Here is a 23,059-nt window from a genome sequence, read left to right as displayed (position 1 = left end):
TCGCGTGATAATGCGAACTATCTGGATCGGAGGAGCATGATGCGATCGCCCGCACTATTGCCAAAACGTGTTCTGGTCATTGAGATTATCGGCGTAGCGCTGTTGACCCTGGCCTGGCTTTCGCTTAATCAATACGTCAGCCTGCCAGCGCCGCTCGCCAGTCCAACGGCGGCGCTGTTGATGATTTTTGCCGGGGTTTTGCTGATGCTTCCGGCTGCCGTGGCGCTAACGTGGCGGCTGGCGAAAATTATCGCTCCGCAGTTGACGCAAACGAAAAATACACCTTCATCATTGCCTGACAGAGAAAAACGAGATGACGCCAACCATTGAGCTGCTATGTAGCCACCGTTCCATTCGCCATTTTACCGACGCGCCGATCAGCGACGAACAACGCGCGGCGATTATTGCCAGCGCGCAGAGCGCATCCAGTTCCAGTTTTTTACAATGTACCTCAATTATTCGCATCACCGATCCTGAGATGCGCCAACAACTGGTGCCGATGAGCGGTGGCCAGCAGCACGTGGCGCAGGCCGCGGAATTTTGGGTCTTTTGCGCTGATTTTAATCGCCATCTGCAAATCTGTCCGGATGCCCAACTGGGGCGGGCGGAACAACTGCTACTGGGGTGCGTCGATACGGCGATGCTGGCGCAGAATGCGCTGGTGGCCGCGGAATCCCTGGGGTTAGGCGGGGTCTATATCGGCGGATTGCGTAACAATATCGACGCGGTGAGCCAACTGCTGGCGCTTCCGCTGCATGTGCTGCCGTTGTTTGGTCTGTGCCTTGGCTGGCCCGCCGATAATCCGGATGTGAAACCGCGTATGCCGCCGACGATGCTGGTACATGAAAATCACTATCAGCCGCTGGACGAGAGCGCTCTCGCGGAATATGACGAGCAGATGGCGCAATATTATCTTTCACGCGGAAGCAATACGCGTCGCGATACCTGGAGCGAGCATATCCGCCGGACTATCGTGAAAGAGAGCCGTCCGTTTATTCTGCAATATCTGCATAAGCAGGGATGGGCGACGCGTTGATTACGTGTAAACTGCGTCCCGTCTGACACAAGGAAATAGCGCCAGGTCAGCGCTAATTGATAATGTTGTTTGCTACCAGGGCCCGCCAGCGCGGGTCTTTTTGCAGAGGTGCAGGGTGAAAATAGCCATATTATCCCGGGACGGGACGCTTTATTCATGTCGTCGCCTGCGCGAAGCCGCGCAAAAACGTGGTCACAAAGTGGAAATCCTCGATCCACTTTCCTGCTATATGAACGTCAGTCCGGTAGCGTCATCAATTCACTACAAAGGACGCCAGCTCCCGCATTTTGATGCGGTTATCCCGCGTATCGGTTCGGCGATCACTTATTACGGCACTGCCGCGCTGCGCCAGTTTGAGCTGCTGGGCAGTTATCCGTTAAATGAATCGGTCGCCATTACTCGTGCGCGGGATAAGCTGCGTTCGCTCCAGCTGCTGGCGCGTCAGGGGATTGACCTGCCGCTTACCGGAATTGCCCATTCGCCGGACGATACCAGCGATCTGATCGCGATGGTGGGCGGCGCGCCGCTGGTGGTTAAGCTCGTGGAAGGGACGCAGGGGATCGGCGTGGTGCTGGCCGAAACGCGTCAGGCGGCAGAGAGCGTCATTGATGCTTTTCGCGGCCTGAACGCACATATTCTGGTGCAGGAGTATATCGCTGAGGCGAAAGGCCGGGATGTGCGCTGTCTGGTGGTGGGGAATGATGTGGTGGCGGCGATTGAGCGGCGGGCGAAGGAGGGGGATTTTCGCTCCAATCTGCATCGCGGCGGTCAGGCCACGGTGGCGAGCATTAGCGAACAGGAGCGCGAGATGGCCATTAAAGCGACGCAAACATTGGGTCTGGATGTTGCGGGCGTCGATATTCTGCGCGCGACGCGCGGCCCGCTGGTGATGGAGGTTAATGCCTCTCCTGGTCTGGAGGGGGTGGAAACCACCACGGGAGTGGATATCGCGGGGAAAATGATCGCCTGGATCGAACGTCAGGCCAGGCCCGGATTTTGTCTTAAAATGGGGGGATAATCCCCTTTCTCGACGCTGTCGTGGTATATGGCGCATTTTTTGCGTAAGCTATGGCGTCGCATTTTCAACTGTAAGAGGTCACAGGTCATATGGATTCACTGGTCGTTCCGGGTCTTGATACGTTACGTCAATGGCTCGACGAATTGGGCATCAGCTTTTTTGAGTGTGATTCCTGCCAGGCATTGCACCTGCCGCATATGCAAAATTTCGAAGGCATTTTTGATGCCAAACTTGACCTGGTTGACAATGTGGTACTGTTTTCTGCGCTGGCTGAGGTTAAACCCTCCGCGCTACTGCCGCTCTCTGCCGATCTTTCAGCGATTAACGCCAGCTCGTTAACCGTGAAAGCTTTCCTCGATATTCAGGATGATAATCTGCCTAAACTGGTTGTGTGCCAGGCGTTGAGCGTCGGTGTTGGCGTCACGCTCAATCAGTTTGCCTGGTTTTTCCGCCAGAGTGAGGAGCAAATTTCGATGGTTATTCTCGAAGCCAGCGCGAATCAGATGCTGTATAAGAGTGAGGAAGACGAACCGGTGACTGAAAATATTCAGTACCATTTTCTTCACTAAGCCCCGGGAAATAGAGCGCAGCCGCTGCCATAGCCGCTGCGTATTAGCCATTTTTATTCTGCCAATTCCCTTTCTTTAAAGCATTTTTCACCGCCATCTTGCCAGTTTCGGTTTATCACGTAGACCGTTATGGCATAAAAAATTGATAAAAGGCGTTTTTTTACCTGGGCTATAGCCTCTTATTCTGGCTACAGTTATTCTGACGCTGCTTCCCGTTGCGGGCAACCATCCCGGGAGAGAACCTCTCTCCTTTTTCTTAGGCAATAAAAACATGCATGATTATTGCATGTGGACACGTGCGTATATTAAGTCCGTTGGCTAACGGGCATTGAGAAGGAATAATAAATATGACCGCCTTTGGTAAAAAATGGTTAACAGGCCTGGTGACGGGCGCGCTGATGGCCGTCTCGGCCGGTTCGCTCGCAGCGGAACAAAAAACACTGCATGTTTATAACTGGTCTGATTATATTGCGCCGGATACGGTGGCAAATTTTGAAAAAGAGACCGGTATTAAAGTGGTGTATGACGTTTTTGACTCCAATGAAGTGCTGGAGGGCAAATTAATGGCGGGCAGCACCGGTTTTGACCTGGTGGTACCGTCGGCGAGTTTCCTTGAGCGTCAACTGGCGGCAGGCGTTTTTCAGCCTCTGGACAAAAGTAAACTCCCCAACTGGAAGAACCTCGATCCTGATGTGCTGAAGCTGGTGGCCAAGCATGATCCGGGTAACAAATACGCAATGCCGTACCTGTGGGCGACCACCGGGATTGGCTACAACATCGATAAAGTTAAAGCCGTACTGGGCAAAGATGCGCCTCTGGACAGCTGGGATCTGGTGCTGAAACCGGAAAATCTGGAAAAACTGAAAAGCTGCGGCGTTTCGTTCCTTGATGCACCGGAAGAGATTTTCGCCACCGTGCTGAACTACCTCGGTAAAGATCCTAACAGCAGTAAAGCCAGCGACTACACAGGCCCGGCGACTGACCTGTTGCTGAAGCTGCGTCCGAATATCCGCTATTTCCACTCCTCACAGTACATTAACGACCTGGCCAACGGCGACATCTGCGTTGCTATCGGCTGGGCGGGCGATGTGTGGCAGGCGGCGAACCGGGCGAAAGAAGCGAAGAACGGGGTCAACGTCACCTACTTTATTCCGAAAGAGGGGGCGCTGGCGTTCTTTGATGTTTTCGCGATGCCTGCGGATGCAAAAAATAAAGATGAGGCTTATCAGTTCCTCAATTATCTGATGCGCCCGGATGTTATCGCTCATATCAGCGATCACGTCTATTATGCCAACGGTAACAAGGCCTCGCTTCCGCTGGTCAGTAAAGAGATTCGCGACAATCCGGCAATTTATCCACCGGCGGACGTCTTCGCTAAGCTGTTTACGCTAAAAGTTCAGGATCCGAAAATCGACCGGGTGCGTACTCGCGCCTGGACGAAAGTAAAAAGCGGAAAATAAGACTGGAGGGCCCGGTTCGCCGGGCCTAAAAGGATCAACTCAGCGGGAACATTACCGTGCACCCGACGAGTGCGCGCCCCTAAATGGTGCAACTGCACTAACAAGCAACAAGCACTTTGTATGGCAACCGGGCCATGCCGTGGTTTTGATTTTTGCCGGAGAGCACTCACGTGAATGACGCAATCCCTCGCCCGCAGGCGAAGGCCCCTAAAGCGCTGACCCCGCTACTGGAAATCCGTAATTTAACCAAGTCTTTCGATGGGCAGCATGCCGTCGATGATGTCAGTCTTACCATTTATAAAGGCGAAATTTTTGCCCTGCTGGGCGCGTCCGGCTGCGGTAAATCAACCCTGCTGCGCATGCTGGCGGGATTTGAGCAGCCGACTGCCGGGCAGATTGTGCTGGATGGCGTGGATCTGGCACGGGTGCCGCCATATCAGCGTCCCATCAACATGATGTTTCAATCCTACGCGCTGTTTCCTCATATGACGGTAGAGCAAAATATCGCTTTTGGGCTTAAACAGGACAGGCTGCCGAAAGCCGAAATCACCAGCAGAGTGCAGGAGATGCTGGCGCTGGTGCATATGCAGGAGTTCGCGAAGCGTAAGCCGCATCAGCTCTCCGGCGGCCAGCGTCAACGGGTGGCGCTGGCCCGCAGCCTGGCGAAAAGGCCGAAGCTGCTGTTACTTGATGAGCCGATGGGGGCGCTGGATAAAAAGCTGCGCGATCGGATGCAACTGGAAGTGGTCGATATTCTTGAGCGTGTCGGCGTGACCTGCGTGATGGTTACCCACGATCAGGAGGAGGCGATGACGATGGCAGGGCGTATTGCCATTATGAATCGCGGCAAGTTTGTGCAAATCGGCGAGCCGGAGGAAATTTATGAGCACCCGACTACCCGCTACAGCGCGGAGTTTATCGGTTCGGTCAATGTCTTTGAAGGTCTGGTGAAAGAACGTCAGGACGATGGTCTGGTGCTGGATTCGCCGGGGCTGACGCATCCGTTGAAGGTGGATCCGGACGCTGCCGTGGTCGATAACGTACCGGTGTGGGTCGCCCTGCGTCCGGAGAAAATCATGCTCTGTGAAGCGCCGCCCGCCGATGGCTACAACTTTGCGCTGGGCGAGGTTATCCATATTGCCTATCTTGGCGACCTGTCTATCTATCATGTTCGCCTGAAAAGCGGGCAGATGATCAGCGCGCAGTTGCAGAATGAACATCGTTATCGTAAAGGGGCGCCGACCTGGGGGGATGAGGTCCGCTTGTGCTGGGATGCGGATAGCTGCGTCGTGCTGACGGTGTAAGGAGAGGGTGATGAGTACATTAGAACCCCCGTCAGGTGTGAAAAAACCGGGCGGTTTCGCGCTGTGGCTGGCGCGTCTGCAGATGGCCCATGGGCGCAAGCTGGTTATCGCGCTTCCCTACGTGTGGTTGATTCTGCTGTTCCTGCTGCCGTTCCTGATTGTTTTTAAAATCAGCCTCGCGGAGATGGCGCGGGCGATCCCACCGTATACCGATCTTCTGGAGTGGGCGGATGGTCAACTGACGCTGACGCTAAATCTCGGTAATTTCCTGCAGCTCACCGACGATCCGCTCTATTTTGAAGCGTATCTGCAGTCGCTGCAGGTGGCGGGGATCTCGACGTTCTGCTGTTTACTGCTGGGCTACCCGCTGGCATGGGCGGTGGCGCACAGTAAGCCGTCAACGCGCAATATCCTGCTACTGCTGGTTATCCTGCCATCGTGGACGTCGTTTCTGATCCGCGTGTATGCCTGGATGGGGTTACTGAAAAGTAACGGTGTGCTGAATAATTTCCTCCTGTGGCTGGGGGTTATCGATCAGCCGCTGGAGATCCTGCATACCAATCTGGCGGTCTATATCGGGATTGTGTACGCCTATCTGCCGTTTATGGTGCTGCCAATTTATACCGCGCTCAGCCGCATCGATTACTCCCTGGTCGAGGCGTCTCTCGATCTGGGGGCCCGACCGCTGAAAACCTTCTTCCAGGTGATTGTGCCGCTGACCAAAGGCGGCATTATCGCCGGGTCGATGCTGGTATTTATTCCGGCGGTCGGGGAGTTTGTTATCCCGGAACTGTTGGGTGGGCCGGACAGCATTATGATTGGCCGCGTGCTGTGGCAGGAGTTCTTTAACAACCGCGACTGGCCGGTAGCGTCTGCGGTGGCGATAGTGATGCTATTGCTGCTGATCGTACCGATCATGTGGTTCCACAAACATCAGCAAAAGCAGATGGGAGAACATGGATGAATCATTTGCCGGTAGTGCGTTCGCCGTGGCGAATTTTAATTCTGGTGCTTGGTTTTACCTTTCTGTATGCGCCGATGCTGATGCTGGTCATTTACTCATTTAACAGTTCAAAGCTGGTGACGGTATGGGCCGGGTGGTCGACGCGCTGGTATTACGAACTGTTCCATGATGACGCGATGATCAGCGCGGTTGGTTTAAGCCTGACGATTGCCGCGTGCGCCGCCACCGCGGCGGTGATCCTCGGTACCATTGCCGCCGTGATGATGGTGCGTTTTGGCCGCTTCCGGGGTTCCAACGGCTTTGCTTTTATGATCACCGCGCCGCTGGTGATGCCCGATGTGATCACCGGCCTGTCGTTGCTGCTGCTGTTTGTTTCACTGGGGCACGCCATCGGCTGGCCCTCTGAACGCGGAATGCTCACCATCTGGCTGGCGCATGTCACCTTCTGCACCGCTTACGTCGCGGTGGTGATTTCATCGCGTCTGCGCGAACTGGATCGTTCTATTGAAGAGGCGGCGATGGATCTGGGCGCCGCGCCCCTGAAGGTTTTTTTCGTTATTACGCTGCCGATGATTATGCCAGCGGTGATTTCCGGCTGGCTGCTGGCGTTTACCTTGTCGCTGGACGACCTGGTGATTGCCAGCTTTGTTTCCGGGCCGGGGGCGACAACCTTGCCGATGCTGGTTTTTTCCAGCGTACGTATGGGGGTCAATCCGGAGATTAACGCCCTGGCGACCATCATCCTTGGTGTCGTCGGTGTTGTTGGTTTTATCGCCTGGTATGTGATGGCCCGCGCGGAAAAACAGCGGGTGCGCGATATCCAGCGTGCAAGACGCGGCTGAACCGCCTAAAATCTGCAGTAGAGTTAACATCGGCGCCGTCTTTGCGGCGCCGTTTTCATGGAAGACTTTACGTTGGGATTGTTTACTAAAACGCGAGCATCTCATGCTCGTCTTAACGTACCTGTGCTGGTGCAGGTGGTCGCTTTCGCCATTATTCTGATCCGTGGTGTGGATTTACTGATGATCTTCAATCAGCTAGGTGTTGAGGGCATCGTTGAATTTGTCCATCGCAGCGTACAGACATGGGCGTTGACGCTGGTTTTCTTCTCGAGCCTGGTGCTGGTGTTTGTTGAGCTCTGGTGCGCATTTTCGCTGGTGAAAGGGAGCAACCGGGCGCGTTGGATCTATCTGTTGACCCAGGTTATGGTGATCGGCTACCTGTGGGCGGCATCGCTGGGCTACGGTTACCCCGAGTTGTTTAGCATCGCCGGAGAATCGAAGCGCGAAATATTGCGTTCGCTGATACTGCAAAAATCACCGGAGCTGTTGATGCTGGCGCTTCTGTTTATTCCTGCGCCGTGCCGACGCTTTTTCCGCTTACAGTAACGGTGATACAATCCCCGCCCCTGTTTTTTTGAAGGTTTTGTTATGCACTGCGCACTTTATGACGCCGGCCGTTGTCGCTCCTGTCAATGGCTGGAACTGCCGGTATCCCAACAGCTTGCCGATAAAATGGCCGACCTGCATACGCTGTTGGCGGATACGCCGGTAGCGCACTGGTGCGCGCCAGTCTGCGGCCCGGAAAGCGGGTTTCGCAACAAAGCGAAAATGGTGGTCAGCGGTAGCGTTGAGCGTCCGCTGCTTGGGATGCTGCACCGTGATGGCACAGCGGAAGATCTCACCGATTGTCCGTTATACCCCGCGAGCTTCGCCCCGGTGTTTACCGCCCTCAAGCCGTTTATCGCCCGCGCCGGGTTAACGCCCTATAACGTCGCCCGCAGGCGCGGCGAGCTAAAATATCTTCTGCTTAGCGAAAGCCAGCGGGATGGCGGCATGATGCTGCGTTTTGTCCTGCGTTCAGAGAGCAAACTCGCCCAGTTGCGCGCTGCCCTGCCGGAACTGCGGGCGCAACTGCCGCAGCTCAAAGTGATCACCGCCAATATTCAGCCGGTACATATGGCGATCATGGAGGGAGAGCAGGAGATCTTCCTGACCGACCAACAGGCGCTGGCGGAAAATTTTAATGGCGTGCCGCTGTGGATCCGTCCGCAAAGCTTCTTTCAGACTAACCCGGTGGTTGCCAGCCAGCTGTATGCCACCGCCCGTGACTGGGTGCGCCAACTGCCGGTTAAGCATATGTGGGATCTGTTTTGCGGCGTAGGAGGCTTTGGCCTGCACTGCGCCACGCCGCAAATGCGCCTGACCGGCATTGAAATCGCTCCCGAGGCCATTGCCTGTGCGAAGCAGTCGGCAGCGGAACTCGGGCTGCATAATCTGCATTTCCAGGCGCTTGATTCGACGCAGTTCGCCACCGGCAAAGGGGAGGTTCCCGAACTGGTGCTGGTGAATCCACCGCGACGCGGTATCGGCGAGGAGCTGTGCGCCTGGTTAAGCCGCATGGCGCCTGCTTATATTATCTACTCCAGTTGTAACGCCCGGACGATGGCGAAAGATATCGCTCAACTGGACGGGTATCAAATTGCGCGTATTCAGTTGTTCGATATGTTCCCTCACACCGCCCACTACGAAGTGTTGACTCTGCTGGTTCGCGAAATATAAATAAAATGTGAATTTTTCTGGCGGCGAAGATCGGGTAAACCTGGTTAAGCGAAATCTAACAATAGCGGAGCAGTGCCGGTGGCAAAGAGAATTCTGTTGGTTGAAGATGATGACGATATCGCCGCGTTGTTGCGCCTGAATCTGCAGGATGAGGGATATCAGATTATCCATGAGGCGGACGGGGCGCAGGCGCTACGGCAACTGGAAAAAGCGAACTGGGATGCGGTGATCCTCGACCTGATGCTGCCTAATGTTGACGGTCTGGAAATCTGTCGGCGCATTCGTCAGCAAACTCGCTATTTGCCGGTGATTATTATCAGCGCCCGCGCCAGCGAAACCCAGCGAGTGCAGGGGCTGGAGATGGGAGCCGATGATTACCTCGCCAAACCGTTTTCCATTCTTGAACTGACCGCCAGGGTCAAAGCGGTGTTTCGGCGCCAGCAGGCGATGAGCCAGAATTTACTGATGGATGCCGGGCGTATTACCAGCCATGGTTTAAGTATTGATCCTTTATCTCGCGAAGTGACGCTGCGCGGCGAGACGGTGGATCTGACACCGCGTGAGTTCGATCTTTTGTACTACTTTGCCCGTCACCCAGGGGAAGTTTTTTCCCGCCTGGCGCTGCTTGATCAGGTATGGGGCTATCAGCACGACGGCTATGAGCATACGGTCAATACCCATATTAATCGTCTGCGCGGAAAAATTGAGCGCGACCCGGCGGAGCCGGACATCATTCTGACCGTCTGGGGTAAAGGCTATAAATTTGCCGTGGAGCGGAAAGAGGCGCAGCCATGATCCGCCGCCTCAGCCTTAGCCAGCGTCTGGCGCTGGTTTTCACCTTACTACTCCTGTTATGTGCGATAGCCGTTTGCCTGATCCAACTCTACAGTAGCGCGCAATATGGCAATGCGATGGTCCAGCGTCTTTCCGCCGGGCTGGCAGCGCAAATCGCCGCCCGCGAACCGCTGCTGGATCCCCGGGGACAGGTTGACCGCCAGAAGCTGAAGCCGCTTTTTGACCGGCTGATGACCTTTAATCCCAGCGTGGAGTTGTACGTAATCTCCCCCGACGGGAAACTGCTGGCCGATGCCGCGCCGCCGGGCCATATAAAGCGCCAGCGCGTTAACCTGGCGCCGGTACACACTTTCCTCTCAGGCGGCGGATGGCCGATCTATGGCGACGATCCGCGCAGCGCAGATCGGCAAAAAGTGTTTAGCGTAGCGCCGCTGCGGCTGGACGGCCAGTTGCGCGGTTATCTGTATATTATTTTGCAGGGGGAAACCTTCAACGAACTGGCGGCCAGCGCCTGGCAGAAAACGCTGTCGAGCCTGCTACTGTGGACCCTGCTACTGGTGACGGGGCTTGGCCTGCTGGCGGGCTGGCTTGCCTGGTATTGGGTTACCCGCCCGGTACGCCAGCTCACCGCGCTGGTGGCGACGGAGCAGCAGGATAGTATTGATGCAATTAAGGCGCTGGCGGCGCAAACGCCGGAAGCGAAACCGGGTAATGAAGTGGCTGTACTGCATAAACGGTTTATCGTGCTGGCCCGTCAGATTGCCGGGCAATGGGATCGCCTGGCGGATAGCGAGCGTCAGCGTCGTGAATTTATCGCTAATATCTCCCACGATTTACGCACGCCGCTTACTTCGTTGCTGGGATATCTGGAAACGTTAACGCTTAAAGCCGACAGGCTGACGGCGGAAGAGAACAAACAGTATCTGAATATCGCGCTGCGTCAGGGAAACAAAGTGCGCCATCTTTCGCAGCAGTTGTTTGAACTGGCCCGTCTGGAGCATGGCGCGATCAAGCCGCAGCCGGAGACATTTTCCCTGGCTGAACTGGTACAGGATGTGGCGCAAAAATTCGATCTGCCGATCGCCACGCGCAAAATCGGTTTACAGCTGGATCTGGCGGTGGGTTTACCGCAGATAACCGCAGATTTATCGATGATTGAACGGGTGCTGACCAATTTGCTCGATAACGCCATTCGTCATACCCCGGAAGGCGGGCTTATTCGCCTGACGGCGCGTCAGTCAGGGCGGTCGCTGATTGTTGAAGTCGCGGACAGCGGGCCGGGAATTGCTGATGAACAACGGGCAACCCTGTTTGAACGGCCTTCGGTACTTGCGTCCGGTGCGCAAAGCGCATCAAGAGGGGGACTGGGGCTGCTGATTGTGCGGCGGATGCTGCAACTGCACGGCGGCGATATTCGCCTGATCGCAGCGCCGGCAGGGGCCTGTTTCCAGTTTACCCTGCCGCTGTAAGGTTTCTGATGTACGGCGCGGCACCGCCCGGCAGCCCGGACAGACGCATCGCGCCGCCTGTGGCGTGATTACTCCGGGAACCACTGTTTGCTGATTTTCTCATAGGTGCCGTCGGCTTTAATTGCCTTCAGCGCGGCATTCAGTTTTTCCAGCAGCGCTTTATTATCCGGGCGCACCGCAATGCCGAGGCCGGTGCCGAAGTATTGCGGATCGGTCACTTTCGGCGTCGCCGCGCCCAACTGCGGGTTGGTTTTCAGCCACTCGTTAACCACGGCGGTGTCGCCAAATACCCCATCAATACGGCCATTTTTCAGGTCAAGAAACGCATTCTGGTAACTGTCGTAAGCCACGGTTTTCACTTCCGGATGTTTATCCTGCAGATATTTCTGGTGCGTGGTACCGTTTTCCATACCAATACGTTTACCTTTCAGATCGTCGAAAGAGTGGAAAGCATCTTTTTTCGAAATGACCAGCGCGGAGTTGGCGTAGTACGGGGCGGTAAATGCAACCTGCTTGCTACGCTCCGGCGTAATGTCCATGCCGGAAATAACGGCATCATATTTCTTGAATTTGAGCGCCGGGATCAGACTGTCGAACGCATGGTTAGTAAAAGTACATTCCGCCTGCATCTGTTTGCACAGGGCGTTCGCCAGATCGATATCGAAGCCGACGATCTGATTACTGGCATCCAGCGATTCAAACGGTGGGTAAGTCGCCGAAACGCCAAAGCTGATTTTTTCTGCGGCAGCGGCGCCAAAGGCGCAAGAGGTAAGCAGTGCGGCCAGAACTAACTTTTTCATCGTGGTGGAACTCCCGTCGGTCAATCTTATGATGTTGTGCCGTGTCTGCGGCTGGGTTTAACAATGCCACTAAATGAATTTATATTCAATAAATATGGATAATTATTTTTTCATAAATAAAAAAGACGGACAGGCTGTTGGCCGTATCCGTCTGGTGTTTGCTAATTATGCACTTTTAGTACAAGAAAAGACTAGTTCCGTCGCTCAAAAGCCAGCGCTTTATGTTCCACCAGGCGCATAAGCAGCGTCAGCAGACCGTTGACGATAAGATAGACAATCCCGGCGGCGCCGAACACCATCACATCATAGGTGCGGCCGTAGAGCAGCTGGCTGTGGCCCATCACTTCCATCAGCGTAATGGTGTAGGCCAGAGATGTACTCTTGAACACCAGCACCACTTCGTTGGAGTAGGAGGAGAGGGCGCGCTTAAAGGCATACGGCAGCAGAATCGCCAGCGTATCCTTTTTGCTCATCCCCAGCGCGCCGCAGGATTGCCACTGGCCTTCCGGAATGGCGCGAATGGCGCCATAAAACAGCTGCGTGGTGTAAGCGGCGCTGTTTAAGGAGAGGGCGATTAGCGCGCACAGCCAGGGCTCGGAAATCAGATGCCAGAGGAATGGATACGCCTGTAGCGACGGGAACTGGCCAGGGCCGTAGTAAATCAGGAAGATCTGCACCAGCAGCGGTGTACCGGTAAACAGCGTAATATAGCCGCGCACAAACCACACCAGCCCCGGCGTTTTAAGGGTCAGAATGATGGTCAGGATCAGCGATAAAATCAGCGCCACAACGATCGAGGCCGCGGTCAGCGTCAGGCTGGTGTGCAGCCCTTTCAGCAGTTCGGGTAAATAATCAAGCATCAGCCAGGTCTCCGTTCGAAGCGTGTCGCACGCTGGTCAATACGTTTGAGAATGTACTGACTCACCAGGGTGATGACCAGATAGATTGCCGCTGCGATGATGTACCAGTTAAACGGCTCCTGGGTACGGGTGGCGATACTTTTGGTTTGCAGCATCAGGTCGTTGACGCTGATCAGGCTTACCAGCGCGGTATCCTTCAGCAGCACCAGCCACTGGTTGCCGAGACCCGGCAGCGCGTGGCGCCACATTTGCGGCATCACCAGGCGGAAGAAAATAGCGGATTTCGATAACCCCAGCGCCTGGCCGGATTCCCATTGCCCCTGTGGGACTGCCTTTAGCGCCCCGCGCAGGGTTTGCGATGCGTAAGCGGCATACAGCAGAGAGAGGGCTACGGCTCCGCAGAGGAACGGGCTGACGTCGAAGTTTTCAATTTGCACCTGTACGGGGATCTGCGCAAAGCCGAGGTGAATAGTAAAGCCGTCAGACAGGGTTAACAGGAGCTGAGAGGAACCGAAATAGATAAACAGAACCACCAGAATTTCCGGTAGCCCACGTAAAAGGGTGACAATGCCGGTTGCGAGCCAGGCGACCGGGCGCAGCTTCACCGACTCGAGAACGGCAAACAGCATCGCCAGCACCAGGCCGAGGATCAGCGCGCAAACGGCAAGGCCGACGGTCATCCCGGCGGCGCTTGCTAAGGGAAAAAATTCGTTCATTCAGCGTTACTTCTGGAACCATTTATTGTAGATAGACTGATAAGTCCCATCGCTTTTTACTTTTTCCAGCGCAGCGTTAAATTTCTGCTGCAGTTCGGTATTGCCCTGGCGCACTGCGATACCGAGGCCAGTACCGAAGTAGTCTTTATCGGTGACTTTATCGCCCACCGCCGCCAGCTTCGGATTGCTCTTCAGCCATTCGGTGACCACGGCGGTATCGCCGAACACCGCGTCAATACGACCATTCTGCAGATCCAGCTTCGCATTCTGGTAGCTGTCATAAGGAACGGTGGTGATTTCCGGGTGCTTGTCGTTGATAAATTTCTGGTGGGTGGTGCCGTTCTGCACGCCGACTTTTTTGCCTTTCAGCGCATCAATGCTGGTGAATTTACCCTGCTGAGCGACGAACAGCGCGGAGTTATCATAGTACGGCGTCGTGAACAGCACCTGCTTTTCACGCTCCGTGGTGATATCCATCCCGGCCATGACCGCATCGAAACGGCGGAACTTCAGGCTTGGGATCAGGCTATCGAAAGCCTGGTTGGTAAAGGTGCAGGTGGCATCAATCTCTTTACACAGGGCGTTCGCCAGATCGACGTCAAAACCAACGATTTTGTTACTGGCGTCGATCGATTCAAACGGCGGGTAGGAGGCCTCGGTCGCGAAGCGAATAGTTTGGGCAGCGGTAGCGGAGAGGCTCATGCCCGCAAGAAGAGCGGCAATCAGTACTTTTTTCATCGTCATTTCCCCGAAAACATCAATGTGACAGATAGTTTTTAAACGCGTCGGTTTGCGGATGCGTGAAGCAACGGGCATCCCCTTGTTCAACGATATGACCATTTTCCATATACACCACGCGGCTCGCTGTTTTACGCGCCACTTCCACTTCGTGGGTGACAATGACCTGCGTAATGCCGGTTTCAGCCAGTTCGCGGATAATACTGACGATCTGAGCGGTGATTTCTGGATCGAGCGCCGCCGTGGGTTCATCAAACAGCAACACCTGTGGTTCCATCATCAGCGCGCGGGCAATGGCGACGCGCTGCTGCTGACCGCCGGAAAGATGCAGCGGGTAACGATCGCTGTAGGGTTTCAGGCGCAAACGTTCAAGTAGCTTTTCAGCGCGCGCCAGAGCCTGATCTTTACTTAATCCGAGCACACGGCAGGGGGCTTCAATCAGGTTTTGCTGCACGGTCAGGTGCGGCCACAGATTATACTGCTGGAAAACCATCCCCACGTTCTGGCGCAGTTCGCGAATGGCTTTATCAGAAGGCGTTCTGGTAAAGTCGAAATGATTTCCGGCAATATGTAACGTGCCGGAACGCGGCATCTCCAGCAGGTTGAGTACGCGCAGCAACGAGCTTTTACCGGCACCGCTGGGGCCGAGCAGCACCAGCGTTTCCCCCTGCGGGCAATCCAGCGTGATGTCGAACAGCGCCTGGTGTGCGCCGTAGAAGCAATTAATGCCGTTTAGTTTAATACTCATCTGGGCAGTCTGATACTAATAGCAATTGAGGCCGCAAATAGTACCTTTGGCAGAATAGTTATGCAATATTTATGCGTTAAAAGTTAAATGTAAACCACGATTAGCGTTAAAGTTAGCACAAAATATGGGTTCGTAAAGGCGGGGGGCGTAAATGTCGGTATTAGCAGAGGAAATACCGACATTTTACCGGGTTATACGCCTTGATTAGCGATTTTCGAGACTCTGACGCAGAGTGCCTGCCGGCGCATGGGCGTTATTGCTGAGGTAACGTACGTCATCGACGGCCCAGCACTGGCCTTCCTGAATCATCAGTACCTCGTCTTTCCAGCTTTGCGTCCCCTGTTTTAGCGTAACGCGCAGCGGAATGTTGCGTGCATCGCGGTTTGGAATTGTCGAAGCGCTGGCGACTTCGGCGCTGTCGGCCGGCGTGGCGTTGCTGGAGAACAGATTAGACTGCAACAAGGCGTGGTTTGACGGGGAGTGACGCGCGTCGCTCAGCAGTTTCGCCAGACCATCGCTCAGGTACGGACGCAGCGCCGTCAAATCACTGTTGTGATGTTGTATCTGGTAATTGTAAAACTTCTGCGCCACGTCATCCGGGCCGCCCTCAATACAAGGGCCGCTGCGGGTGCCGTTGTCTTTGTAGGCCGGTGTCACGGTGGTACAGGCGCTGAGCGCCAGCGCGCAGGGGAGGACAAATGCAAGAACGTTGTAGCGCATGATGATTTCCTTATAAGCTCGCTGCGTTAGAATATCTTTTAAAGCATAGTGTATCAAATAGGGATTGTGCTTGATCCGCAAAGCTAACGCATTGAACGTTAAAGGAGGAGTTTCACCATGCAATTTTCAACCACACCGACTCTGGAAGGCCAGCCGATCATTAAATACTGCGGCGTCGTTACCGGGGAAGCGATTCTCGGGGCTAACGTTTTTCGCGATTTTTTCGCCAGTATTCGCGATATTGTCGGCGGTCGTTCCGGCGCCTATGAAAAAGAGCTGCGTAAAGCCCGTGAAATCGCCTTTGAAGAGCTCAGCGAACAGGCGAAAGCGCTGGGCGCCGACGCGGTTGTCGGGATTGATATTGATTATGAAACCGTCGGCAAGGACAGCAGCATGTTGATGGTGAGCGTCAGCGGCACAGCGGTGAAGACCCGGCGATGAAAATTTGCCGGGCGGGCGTCTTGTTGGCGCTACTGCTGGCGGGCTGCGCCACGGAAAACGGCATTATCGATCGCGATGGTTATCAGCTGGATACGCGCCATCCGGCGCAGGCGGCGTATCCGCGCATCAAAGTGCTGGTTATTCACTATACCGCCGATGATTTTGACGTTTCGCTGGCGACGCTGACCGACAATCAGGTGAGCGCCCACTACCTGATCCCGGAGAAACCGCCACGGTATCATGGCAAACCGCGGATCTGGCAACTGGTGCCGGAAGCGGATCTGGCCTGGCATGCGGGGATCAGTTACTGGCGCGGAAGTACGCACATTAACGATACGTCAATTGGTATTGAACTGGAGAACCGCGGCTGGCAAAAAACGGCGGGCGTGAAGCGCTTCACGCCGTTTAATCCGGCGCAGATTGATGCCCTGATCCCGCTGGCGAAAGATATTATCGCCCGCTACCACATTGCGCCGCAGAACGTCGTCGCGCACGCGGATATTGCCCCGCAGCGCAAAGACGATCCGGGGCCGCGCTTTCCGTGGCGCAGGCTGGCGGAGCAGGGGATTGGCGCGTGGCCGGATGCGGAGCGGGTCGCGTTTTATCAGCAAGGGCGTCCCTCATACCAGCCGGTAGATACCGCCGAGCTGCTGGACGTGCTGTCTCGCTATGGCTATCAGGTCACACCGGAGATGACCCCGGAACAGCAGAAGCGGGTGATTATGGCTTTCCAGATGCACTTCCGCCCCGCGCGCTGGGACGGCGTTGCCGATGCCCAAACGCTGGCGATTGCCGAGGCGCTGCTGGAGAAGTACGGGCGAGGTTAGCGGTGTAGCTTGCCGTGGTCTTTCAGCCATGCGGCAGTGCGAATAATGCCCTCATCCAGCGAAATCACCGGCTGGTAGCCCAGTTCCTGCTGAGCGCGGGTGGTATCGAGGGTAAAATCAAAATTCAGCTTAGAAACGCCGTAGTGGGTAAAGGCGGGCTCTTTGGCTGACTTGTTGCCAAAGTGCTCCATGCTGCGGGCGATGATATCCAGCATCGGGTAAGGCACAGAGCGAATACGGCACTTAATCCCCAGCTCATCGATAAGTTTCTGCACAATGCAGCGCAGGGTTTGCGCTTCGCCATTGCTGATATTGTAAGCGCGGGCAGAGGGCAGATTGTCGCACTGCGGCTGGCTGGCGAGCCACATCGCGTGCACCGCATTTTCATAGCAGGTCATATCCACCAGTGCGCTACCGCCGCGCGGCAGCAGGACGCTACCGTAGTGCTGCATCATCTGCGCCAGGCGCGGAATAAAGACTTTATCATGAGGGCCAAACAGGCTTTGCGGGCGTAAAATTGTAAAACGGGTGTTCGGATTGGCCTGCGCCAGCAGGTTGATCACTTCTTCGCTCGCCGCTTTACTGCGGGCAAACTCATTGGCGAAACGTTGCGGGCGAAAATCTTCCTGAATAGCGCGATGGTGGTGGTAATCAAAATAGAGCGACGGCGAAGAGATGTGCACGAAGTTGCGTACTCCCCAGGCGACGGCCCATTCACCGAGGCGGCGGGTGGCGCGGACGTTGGCTAAATCGAAAGCCTGCTGGGTGCCCCACGGGGAGGTGAAACTGGAACAATGCCAGAGCGTGTCGATACCGGCGAGCATCACTTTGGCCTGCGAGGAGACCAGTTCGGTCAAGTCGGCGGGGACGAACTCGGCCCCCATTTTGCTCAGAAGCTTGCCCATTGCTTCATTGCGCCCGGTCGCTCTGACGCTAATGCCCTTGTTACGCAGATATTCCACTGCATTGCGGCCTAATCCGCTGGTCGCACCGGTAACCAGTACCTTCATATCGATCCACTGTTTCACAAAAGAATTTCGTGCGCATTTTTCCGTGATTCTGACTGTGATGCAATGAGAATAAGGAAAGAATTCTGTTGGTATACTCTAATTGCTGGTGATTTGCTCCGCCCGCCGGATGATACGTCGCGCCATGCCGCGAAAAATAAACAGATGGGCCGGGATCATCAGCAACCAATAAAGCAGGCCCGGCATACCGTGCGGGTGCCACCAGGCGCGAACGTCCAGTTCGCGACGATCGCCTTTATCGCTCAGAGTAAAACTCAGGCGACCAAGGCCGGGTGCCTTCATGCCGAACAGTAAGGTGAGCTGTTTCTCCGGCTCGACGATAATAACCTTCCAGCTGTCCACAGTGTCGCCGGTTTGCAGGTAATCCCGCGGTGGGCGGCCCTTTGCCAGCCGGTGGCCAACCAGCAGATCCATCGCCCCGCGAGTCTTCCACAGGATATTAGCGAAGAAGTACCCCGCTTTACCGCCGATTTGATTGACGACTTTCCACAGCGCGGCGAGGCTGGCGTGAGTGCTCACGGTACAACCGGCCTGTTTCGCATAGTAGCCATACTCGGGCCGCCAGCGGGCAAAGGCCTGGGCGTCGTAGCCCCAGTCGCCGGAGTTCACCAGTTGCTCTTCTTCCTTTAGCGTGCGGCGTACCGCTTCATCGAACGCGATCAACGGTTGAGGGATCAGGGCCCGCAGGGCGCGATCGTCGGCGATAAGATCGTGCTTTAGTCCCTGGATCAGCGCTTTGGCGGTTGTTGGCGGTACCGAGGTAATGACGTTGAGAAACCAGACCGAAATCCAGCTTGTGGGAAAAGGGATGGGGATCAGCGGGCGGCGTTTGCCGCTGACCGCCATAAAGCGGATAAACTGCTGCTGATAGCTTAAAACCTCCGGCCCGGCGGCTTCGAAAACACGGTGTTTGCTGGTGGGGTGATTAAGTAACTGCAGCAGATAGTAGAGTAAGTTTTCCAGCGCAATCGGCGTGGTGCGCGAGCGCACCCAGCGCGGCGGCGTCAGCATCGGCAGGTTGTAAACCATATCGCGCATCACTTCGAAAGCGGCGGAACCCGCGCCGACGATAATGCCGGCGCGAATTTCCGTTACCGGTACGCCGGATTCGCGCAGCAGGTCGCCGGTGATCTGGCGGGCCCGCAGATGGTCGGATTGTTCTCGCTCCGCGACCTGCAATGAGCTCAAAAAAATGACTTCGCGGACCGGAACTTTACGCAATGCATCGCGCATATTGAGGGCGACCTGTCGCTCATGACGGACAAAGTCGCCGCTTTCGCTCATTCCGTGTATCAGGTAGTAAACGGTATCAGCCTGAGCCAGCAGTTCGGGCAGCCCGTCCGGCTGGTTTAAATCAAGTTGATAGCACTCAACGCCGGGGAGACGCTGTTTTTTCAGCCTGTCGATATGGCGTGCCGCCGCCAGCACCGGAAAGCCTTGCTCGCTGAGTCGATTCACCAGATGCTGGCCAATATAACCGCTGGCGCCGAGTACCAGGATGCGTTGCAACACGCCGACTCCTTAACGCGTTAAAAACGCCTGCCAGTGATCAACCACTTCGGCAAGCTGCTGACGGGTAACGTCAATATGCGTCACCAGGCGCACAACGGGCGAGGCGTTGATCAGCACGTCACGTTCGCGTAAGTATTCGCCCAGCGCGGCGGCATCGTCTTCGCCGACGCGGACAAACAGCATATTGGTGTCATGGCGAGTCACGTCAGCGCCAATGGCGCGCAGTTGCTCTGCCATCCACGCCGCATTCTGGTGATCCTCTTTTAAGCGCGCGACGTTGTTTTGTAACGCATACAGGCCCGCCGCCGCCAGAATCCCGACCTGGCGCATCCCGCCGCCGACCATCTTCCGCCAGCGGATTGCGCGGTGAATGTACTCCTCACTCCCCACCAGTAGCGACCCCACTGGCGTACCGAGGCCTTTTGAGAGGCAAATCGTAAATGAATCACAATATTGCGTGATGTCGCGCAGCTCGCAGCCATATTCCACGACGGCGTTAAAAATACGCGCGCCGTCAACGTGTAGCGCCAGACCGCGCTCGCGGGTAAATTCCCATGCCTGTTTTAAATATTCACGTGGCAGCACTTTGCCGTTATGGGTGTTTTCCAGACTGAGTAAGCGAGTGCGGGCAAAATGGATATCATCCGCCTTGATCTTCGCGGCAACCTTATCCAGCGGCAACGTGCCGTCAGCGGCGGCATCAATGGGCTGCGGCTGAATACTGCCAAGTACCGCCGCGCCGCCAGCTTCGTAGAGATAGTTATGGGCGCCCTGGCCGACAATATACTCTTCGCCGCGCTGACAGTGGCTGAGCAGGGCGACCAGATTGGCCTGGGTGCCCGTTGGCAGGAAGAGCGCGGCTTCTTTGCCCGCCCGTTCAGCGGCATAGCGCTGGAGTGCGTTAACGGTAGGGTCGTCGCCATAAACATCATCCCCGACCGGAGCGGCCATCATTGCTTCTAACATGGCGCGGCCCGGACGGGTGACGGTATCACTGCGTAAATCTATCACGGCATTTCCTTGAGTTGCTTCAGGGGGATACCGTCTGTTTTACCTTAGCCAGTTGGTTTTCGCCAGTTCGATTACTTCGTCACCGCGGCCGCTGATAATGGCGCGTAACATATACAGGCTGAAACCTTTCGCTTGTTCCAGTTTGATCTGCGGCGGGATCGCCAGTTCTTCTTTCGCGACCACCACATCGACCAGGACCGGACCTTCGCTGCTGAAGGCGGTTTGCAGCGCGTCATCAACATCCGCTGCGCGCTCTACCCGAATGCCTTTGATGCCGCAGGCTTCGGCGATGCGGGCAAAGTTGGTGTCATGCAGCTCGGTGCCGTCGGTGAGATAACCCCCGGCTTTCATCTCCATTGCCACGAAACCGAGAATACTGTTATTGAAGATAATAATCTTCACCGGTAGCTTCATCTGCGCCAGCGAAAGAAAATCCCCCATCAGCATGCTAAAGCCGCCGTCGCCGCAGAGGGCAACCACCTGTCTGTCCGGGGCGGTGGCTTTCGCGCCGATGGCCTGCGGCATGGCGTTAGCCATTGAACCGTGGTTGAACGACCCCAGCAGGCGACGTTTACCGTTCATTTGCAGATAACGTGCGGCCCAGACGGTCGGCGTACCGACGTCGCAGGTAAAAATGGCGTCATCGTCGGCAAAGCGGCTAATTTGCTGCGCCAGATACTGCGGATGGATGGTTTTATCGCTGGGTTTCGCTAAATCATCCAGTCCTTTACGCGCGTCGCGATAGTGCTCCAGCGCCTTATCAAGGAATTTACGATCGGTTTTTGCTTCCAGCATCGGCAATAACGCGGCGAGGGTGGATTTAATATCGCCGACCAGCGCCATATCGACTTTACTGTGCGCGCCAATGCTGGCTGGATTGATATCAATCTGAATGATTTTGGCGTCAGTCGGGTAGAAGGCGCGATAGGGGAACTGAGTGCCGAGCAGAATCAGGGTATCGGCATTCATCATGGTATGGAAGCCTGAAGAGAAGCCGATCAATCCCGTCATGCCCACATCGTAAGGGTTGTCGTACTCCACATGCTCTTTGCCGCGCAGCGCATGAACAATGGGCGCTTTAATTTTGGCGGCGAATGCCACCAGCTCGTTATGCGCGCCCGCACAGCCGCTGCCGCACATCAGGGCGATATTGCTGGCGTAGCGTAAGATCTGTGCCAGTTTTTTCAGCTCTTCCTCAGCCGGAGTTACAACCGGCTGCGGGGCATGATACCAGTGGCTACTGGCGCTTTCCGGCGCCGGTTTCAGCGCGACGTCGCCTGGTAGCACGACAACCGATACGCCACGGTTGATGACCGCTTTACGCATGGCGATCGCCAGTACCTGCGGGATCTGCTCCGGGGTGGATACCAGTTCGCAATAGTGGCTGCATTCGCGAAACAGCTCTTGTGGGTGGGTCTCCTGAAAATAGCCGCTGCCGATTTCGCTGGAAGGGATATGGGCAGCAATGGCCAGAACCGGGACGTGATTACGGTGACAGTCGAACAGACCGTTAATCAAATGCAGGTTACCCGGCCCGCATGAGCCCGCACATACCGCCAGTTCACCGGTGAGTTGTGCTTCAGCGCCAGCGGCGAAGGCGGCGACCTCTTCATGGCGTGTGGCCATCCAGTCAATCGTCCCCATCCGGTTCAGGCTGTCGCTCAGGCCGTTCAGGGAGTCGCCCGTCACGCCCCAGATACGTTTCACGCCAGCCTGTTCAAGTGTTTTTGCAATGTAAGCGGCAACGGTCTGTTTCATGGTTTTCCATCTCCTTTTTGTGATAACGCTTACAAGCTTAGATGAAACTGGCTGTTACGTTTGCGTATCTCTCATTTTCAACTGGTTTTATTCTTCGGAAATTCCGCATAATCTGTCTTCTCACAGAGCGGTAAACAGGAATCATTTCAGATGGTTAAATTATTGTTAAATAGCGTTAATAGAATATTGTCTCATGACGACTTCGGCAAACTCTTATTACGACTTGCCGTCGGCGGGCTGATGCTGTTTCACGGGTTGCATAAGCTATTTGATGGTGTTGGCGGTATCAGCAATATGCTGGTGGCAAAAGGATTGCCGGGATTTATCGCTTATGGCGTGCTGGTGGGAGAGGTGGTTGCGCCTTGTCTGTTGATTCTGGGGATCCTCACTCGTCCGGCAGCGCTGGTGATAGCTTTTACTATGGTTGTGGCCTGGCTGATGGTCGGCGCAGGTAAAACCTTTGCGCTGGATGCGGTAGGTGCCTGGGCGATTGAGAGCCTGGTCTATTTCTTTGTCGGTGCGCTGGCGATCGCTTTTATGGGGGCCGGGAAATATTCGTTAGCGGGTAATTCACCCTGGCGATAGGTCGGATGTCGTTTTTTTATCACCCAGTCTGCTCACCCTGGTTGGGTCCTGTACGCCAGGGTGTTTGCTTATCCGTTCTTTAACCCTTTTTAAAGGGTGATTTTAAGTTATTGATTTTTATGCCATAAATTATTTGGGT

The 23,059-nt window shown here is 55.4% G+C and carries 25 protein-coding genes; 15 read left to right on the top strand and 10 right to left on the bottom strand.

All coding sequences use genetic code 11. From position 1 onward, the window contains the following. The first annotated feature begins 39 nt into the window (after positions 1–39). From FN037_RS04170 to FN037_RS04115, 12 genes are all read left to right on the top strand, one after another. Positions 40–330, top strand: coding sequence for a YbjC family protein (locus FN037_RS04170; protein ID WP_138360530.1), 291 nt, complete (start codon positions 40–42; stop codon positions 328–330). Continuing rightward, complete coding sequence (gene nfsA, locus FN037_RS04165; protein WP_138360412.1) at positions 314–1,036, top strand: nitroreductase NfsA; 723 nt, start codon at positions 314–316, stop codon at positions 1,034–1,036. The genes FN037_RS04170 and nfsA overlap by 17 nt, the downstream gene beginning before the upstream one ends. Before the next feature lie 115 nt (positions 1,037–1,151). After that, positions 1,152–2,054, top strand: a complete 903-nt coding sequence (gene rimK / locus FN037_RS04160; RefSeq protein ID WP_138360413.1) for a 30S ribosomal protein S6--L-glutamate ligase — start codon at positions 1,152–1,154, stop codon at positions 2,052–2,054. Positions 2,055–2,143: 89 nt separating this feature from the next. Further along, positions 2,144–2,623: a YbjN domain-containing protein gene (locus tag FN037_RS04155; protein ID WP_138360414.1), complete on the top strand. Its 480-nt coding sequence runs from the start codon at positions 2,144–2,146 to the stop codon at positions 2,621–2,623. Between the two features lie 347 nt (positions 2,624–2,970). Beyond that, positions 2,971–4,083 carry a spermidine/putrescine ABC transporter substrate-binding protein PotF gene (gene potF, locus FN037_RS04150; RefSeq protein ID WP_138360415.1) on the top strand — a complete coding sequence of 371 codons (1,113 nt, stop codon included), beginning with the start codon at positions 2,971–2,973 and terminating at the stop codon, positions 4,081–4,083. A 170-nt stretch (positions 4,084–4,253) separates the two neighbouring features. Further along, a complete protein-coding gene (gene potG / locus FN037_RS04145; protein ID WP_138360416.1) occupies positions 4,254–5,387 on the top strand; it encodes a putrescine ABC transporter ATP-binding subunit PotG in 1,134 nt (377 codons plus the stop codon). Between the two features lie 10 nt (positions 5,388–5,397). Continuing rightward, on the top strand, positions 5,398–6,351 hold the full coding sequence (gene potH / locus FN037_RS04140; RefSeq protein ID WP_138360417.1) for a putrescine ABC transporter permease PotH: 954 nt from the start codon (positions 5,398–5,400) through the stop codon (positions 6,349–6,351). Then, the gene (potI, locus tag FN037_RS04135) at positions 6,348–7,193 is read left to right on the top strand and encodes a putrescine ABC transporter permease PotI (RefSeq protein ID WP_138360418.1); all 846 of its coding nucleotides are present in this window, start codon (positions 6,348–6,350) and stop codon (positions 7,191–7,193) included. Before potH ends, potI begins: the two co-directional genes overlap by 4 nt. 57 nt (positions 7,194–7,250) lie before the next feature. After that, positions 7,251–7,739, top strand: coding sequence for a YbjO family protein (locus tag FN037_RS04130; RefSeq protein ID WP_142501592.1), 489 nt, complete (start codon positions 7,251–7,253; stop codon positions 7,737–7,739). A gap of 42 nt (positions 7,740–7,781) precedes the next feature. Continuing rightward, positions 7,782–8,912 (top strand): 23S rRNA (uracil(747)-C(5))-methyltransferase RlmC, encoded by a 1,131-nt coding sequence (rlmC, locus tag FN037_RS04125; RefSeq protein WP_142501591.1) that lies wholly within the window; start codon positions 7,782–7,784, stop codon positions 8,910–8,912. Between the two features lie 78 nt (positions 8,913–8,990). Further along, positions 8,991–9,707, top strand: coding sequence for a response regulator transcription factor (locus tag FN037_RS04120; RefSeq protein WP_138360421.1), 717 nt, complete (start codon positions 8,991–8,993; stop codon positions 9,705–9,707). Further along, positions 9,704–11,176, top strand: coding sequence for an ATP-binding protein (locus FN037_RS04115; protein ID WP_142501590.1), 1,473 nt, complete (start codon positions 9,704–9,706; stop codon positions 11,174–11,176). The genes FN037_RS04120 and FN037_RS04115 overlap by 4 nt, the downstream gene beginning before the upstream one ends. Before the next feature lie 68 nt (positions 11,177–11,244). On the opposite strand, the gene artJ is transcribed toward FN037_RS04115, so the two are convergent. From artJ to FN037_RS04085, 6 genes are all read right to left on the bottom strand, one after another. Continuing rightward, on the bottom strand, positions 11,245–11,976 hold the full coding sequence (gene artJ / locus FN037_RS04110; protein ID WP_138360423.1) for an arginine ABC transporter substrate-binding protein ArtJ: 732 nt from the start codon (positions 11,974–11,976) through the stop codon (positions 11,245–11,247). Positions 11,977–12,167: 191 nt separating this feature from the next. After that, positions 12,168–12,836 (bottom strand): arginine ABC transporter permease ArtM, encoded by a 669-nt coding sequence (artM, locus tag FN037_RS04105; protein WP_138360424.1) that lies wholly within the window; start codon positions 12,834–12,836, stop codon positions 12,168–12,170. Continuing rightward, complete coding sequence (artQ, locus tag FN037_RS04100; protein WP_138360425.1) at positions 12,836–13,552, bottom strand: arginine ABC transporter permease ArtQ; 717 nt, start codon at positions 13,550–13,552, stop codon at positions 12,836–12,838. Before artQ ends, artM begins: the two co-directional genes overlap by 1 nt. 6 nt (positions 13,553–13,558) lie before the next feature. Next, a complete protein-coding gene (gene artI, locus FN037_RS04095) occupies positions 13,559–14,290 on the bottom strand; it encodes an arginine ABC transporter substrate-binding protein ArtI (RefSeq protein WP_142501589.1) in 732 nt (243 codons plus the stop codon). A 19-nt stretch (positions 14,291–14,309) separates the two neighbouring features. Next, positions 14,310–15,038 (bottom strand): arginine ABC transporter ATP-binding protein ArtP, encoded by a 729-nt coding sequence (gene artP / locus FN037_RS04090; RefSeq protein WP_138360427.1) that lies wholly within the window; start codon positions 15,036–15,038, stop codon positions 14,310–14,312. Positions 15,039–15,242: 204 nt separating this feature from the next. Further along, complete coding sequence (locus FN037_RS04085) at positions 15,243–15,758, bottom strand: lipoprotein (RefSeq protein WP_138360428.1); 516 nt, start codon at positions 15,756–15,758, stop codon at positions 15,243–15,245. 117 nt (positions 15,759–15,875) lie between these two features. On the opposite strand from FN037_RS04085, the gene FN037_RS04080 reads away from it, so the two are divergent. Then, positions 15,876–16,199: a heavy metal-binding domain-containing protein gene (locus tag FN037_RS04080; protein WP_138360429.1), complete on the top strand. Its 324-nt coding sequence runs from the start codon at positions 15,876–15,878 to the stop codon at positions 16,197–16,199. Continuing rightward, entirely contained in the window at positions 16,196–17,026 is an 831-nt protein-coding gene (locus FN037_RS04075) for an N-acetylmuramoyl-L-alanine amidase (protein WP_138360430.1), read from the top strand. The genes FN037_RS04080 and FN037_RS04075 overlap by 4 nt, the downstream gene beginning before the upstream one ends. On the opposite strand, the gene FN037_RS04070 is transcribed toward FN037_RS04075, so the two are convergent. The 4 genes from FN037_RS04070 to poxB form a co-directional block, all read right to left on the bottom strand. Continuing rightward, complete coding sequence (locus FN037_RS04070; protein ID WP_138360531.1) at positions 17,023–18,036, bottom strand: NAD-dependent epimerase/dehydratase family protein; 1,014 nt, start codon at positions 18,034–18,036, stop codon at positions 17,023–17,025. The genes FN037_RS04075 and FN037_RS04070 overlap by 4 nt on opposite strands. A 96-nt stretch (positions 18,037–18,132) precedes the next feature. Further along, a complete protein-coding gene (locus tag FN037_RS04065) occupies positions 18,133–19,566 on the bottom strand; it encodes a DUF2867 domain-containing protein (RefSeq protein ID WP_142501588.1) in 1,434 nt (477 codons plus the stop codon). A 9-nt stretch (positions 19,567–19,575) separates the two neighbouring features. Next, entirely contained in the window at positions 19,576–20,577 is a 1,002-nt protein-coding gene (ltaE, locus tag FN037_RS04060; RefSeq protein ID WP_142501587.1) for a low-specificity L-threonine aldolase, read from the bottom strand. Between the two features lie 39 nt (positions 20,578–20,616). Then, positions 20,617–22,335 carry a ubiquinone-dependent pyruvate dehydrogenase gene (gene poxB, locus FN037_RS04055; RefSeq protein WP_138360433.1) on the bottom strand — a complete coding sequence of 573 codons (1,719 nt, stop codon included), beginning with the start codon at positions 22,333–22,335 and terminating at the stop codon, positions 20,617–20,619. Between the two features lie 150 nt (positions 22,336–22,485). Here poxB and FN037_RS04050 point away from each other — a divergent pair, with 150 nt between their 5' ends. After that, entirely contained in the window at positions 22,486–22,920 is a 435-nt protein-coding gene (locus tag FN037_RS04050) for a DoxX family protein (protein ID WP_138360434.1), read from the top strand. Positions 22,921–23,059 lie beyond the last annotated feature (139 nt).

The organism is Klebsiella sp. 2680, assembly GCF_900198535.1.
Taxonomy (GTDB): Bacteria; Pseudomonadota; Gammaproteobacteria; order Enterobacterales; family Enterobacteriaceae; genus Klebsiella; species Klebsiella indica.
The sequence above is the reverse complement of the archived record's forward strand: the minus strand, read 5'-3'. Positions and strand labels throughout refer to the sequence as shown.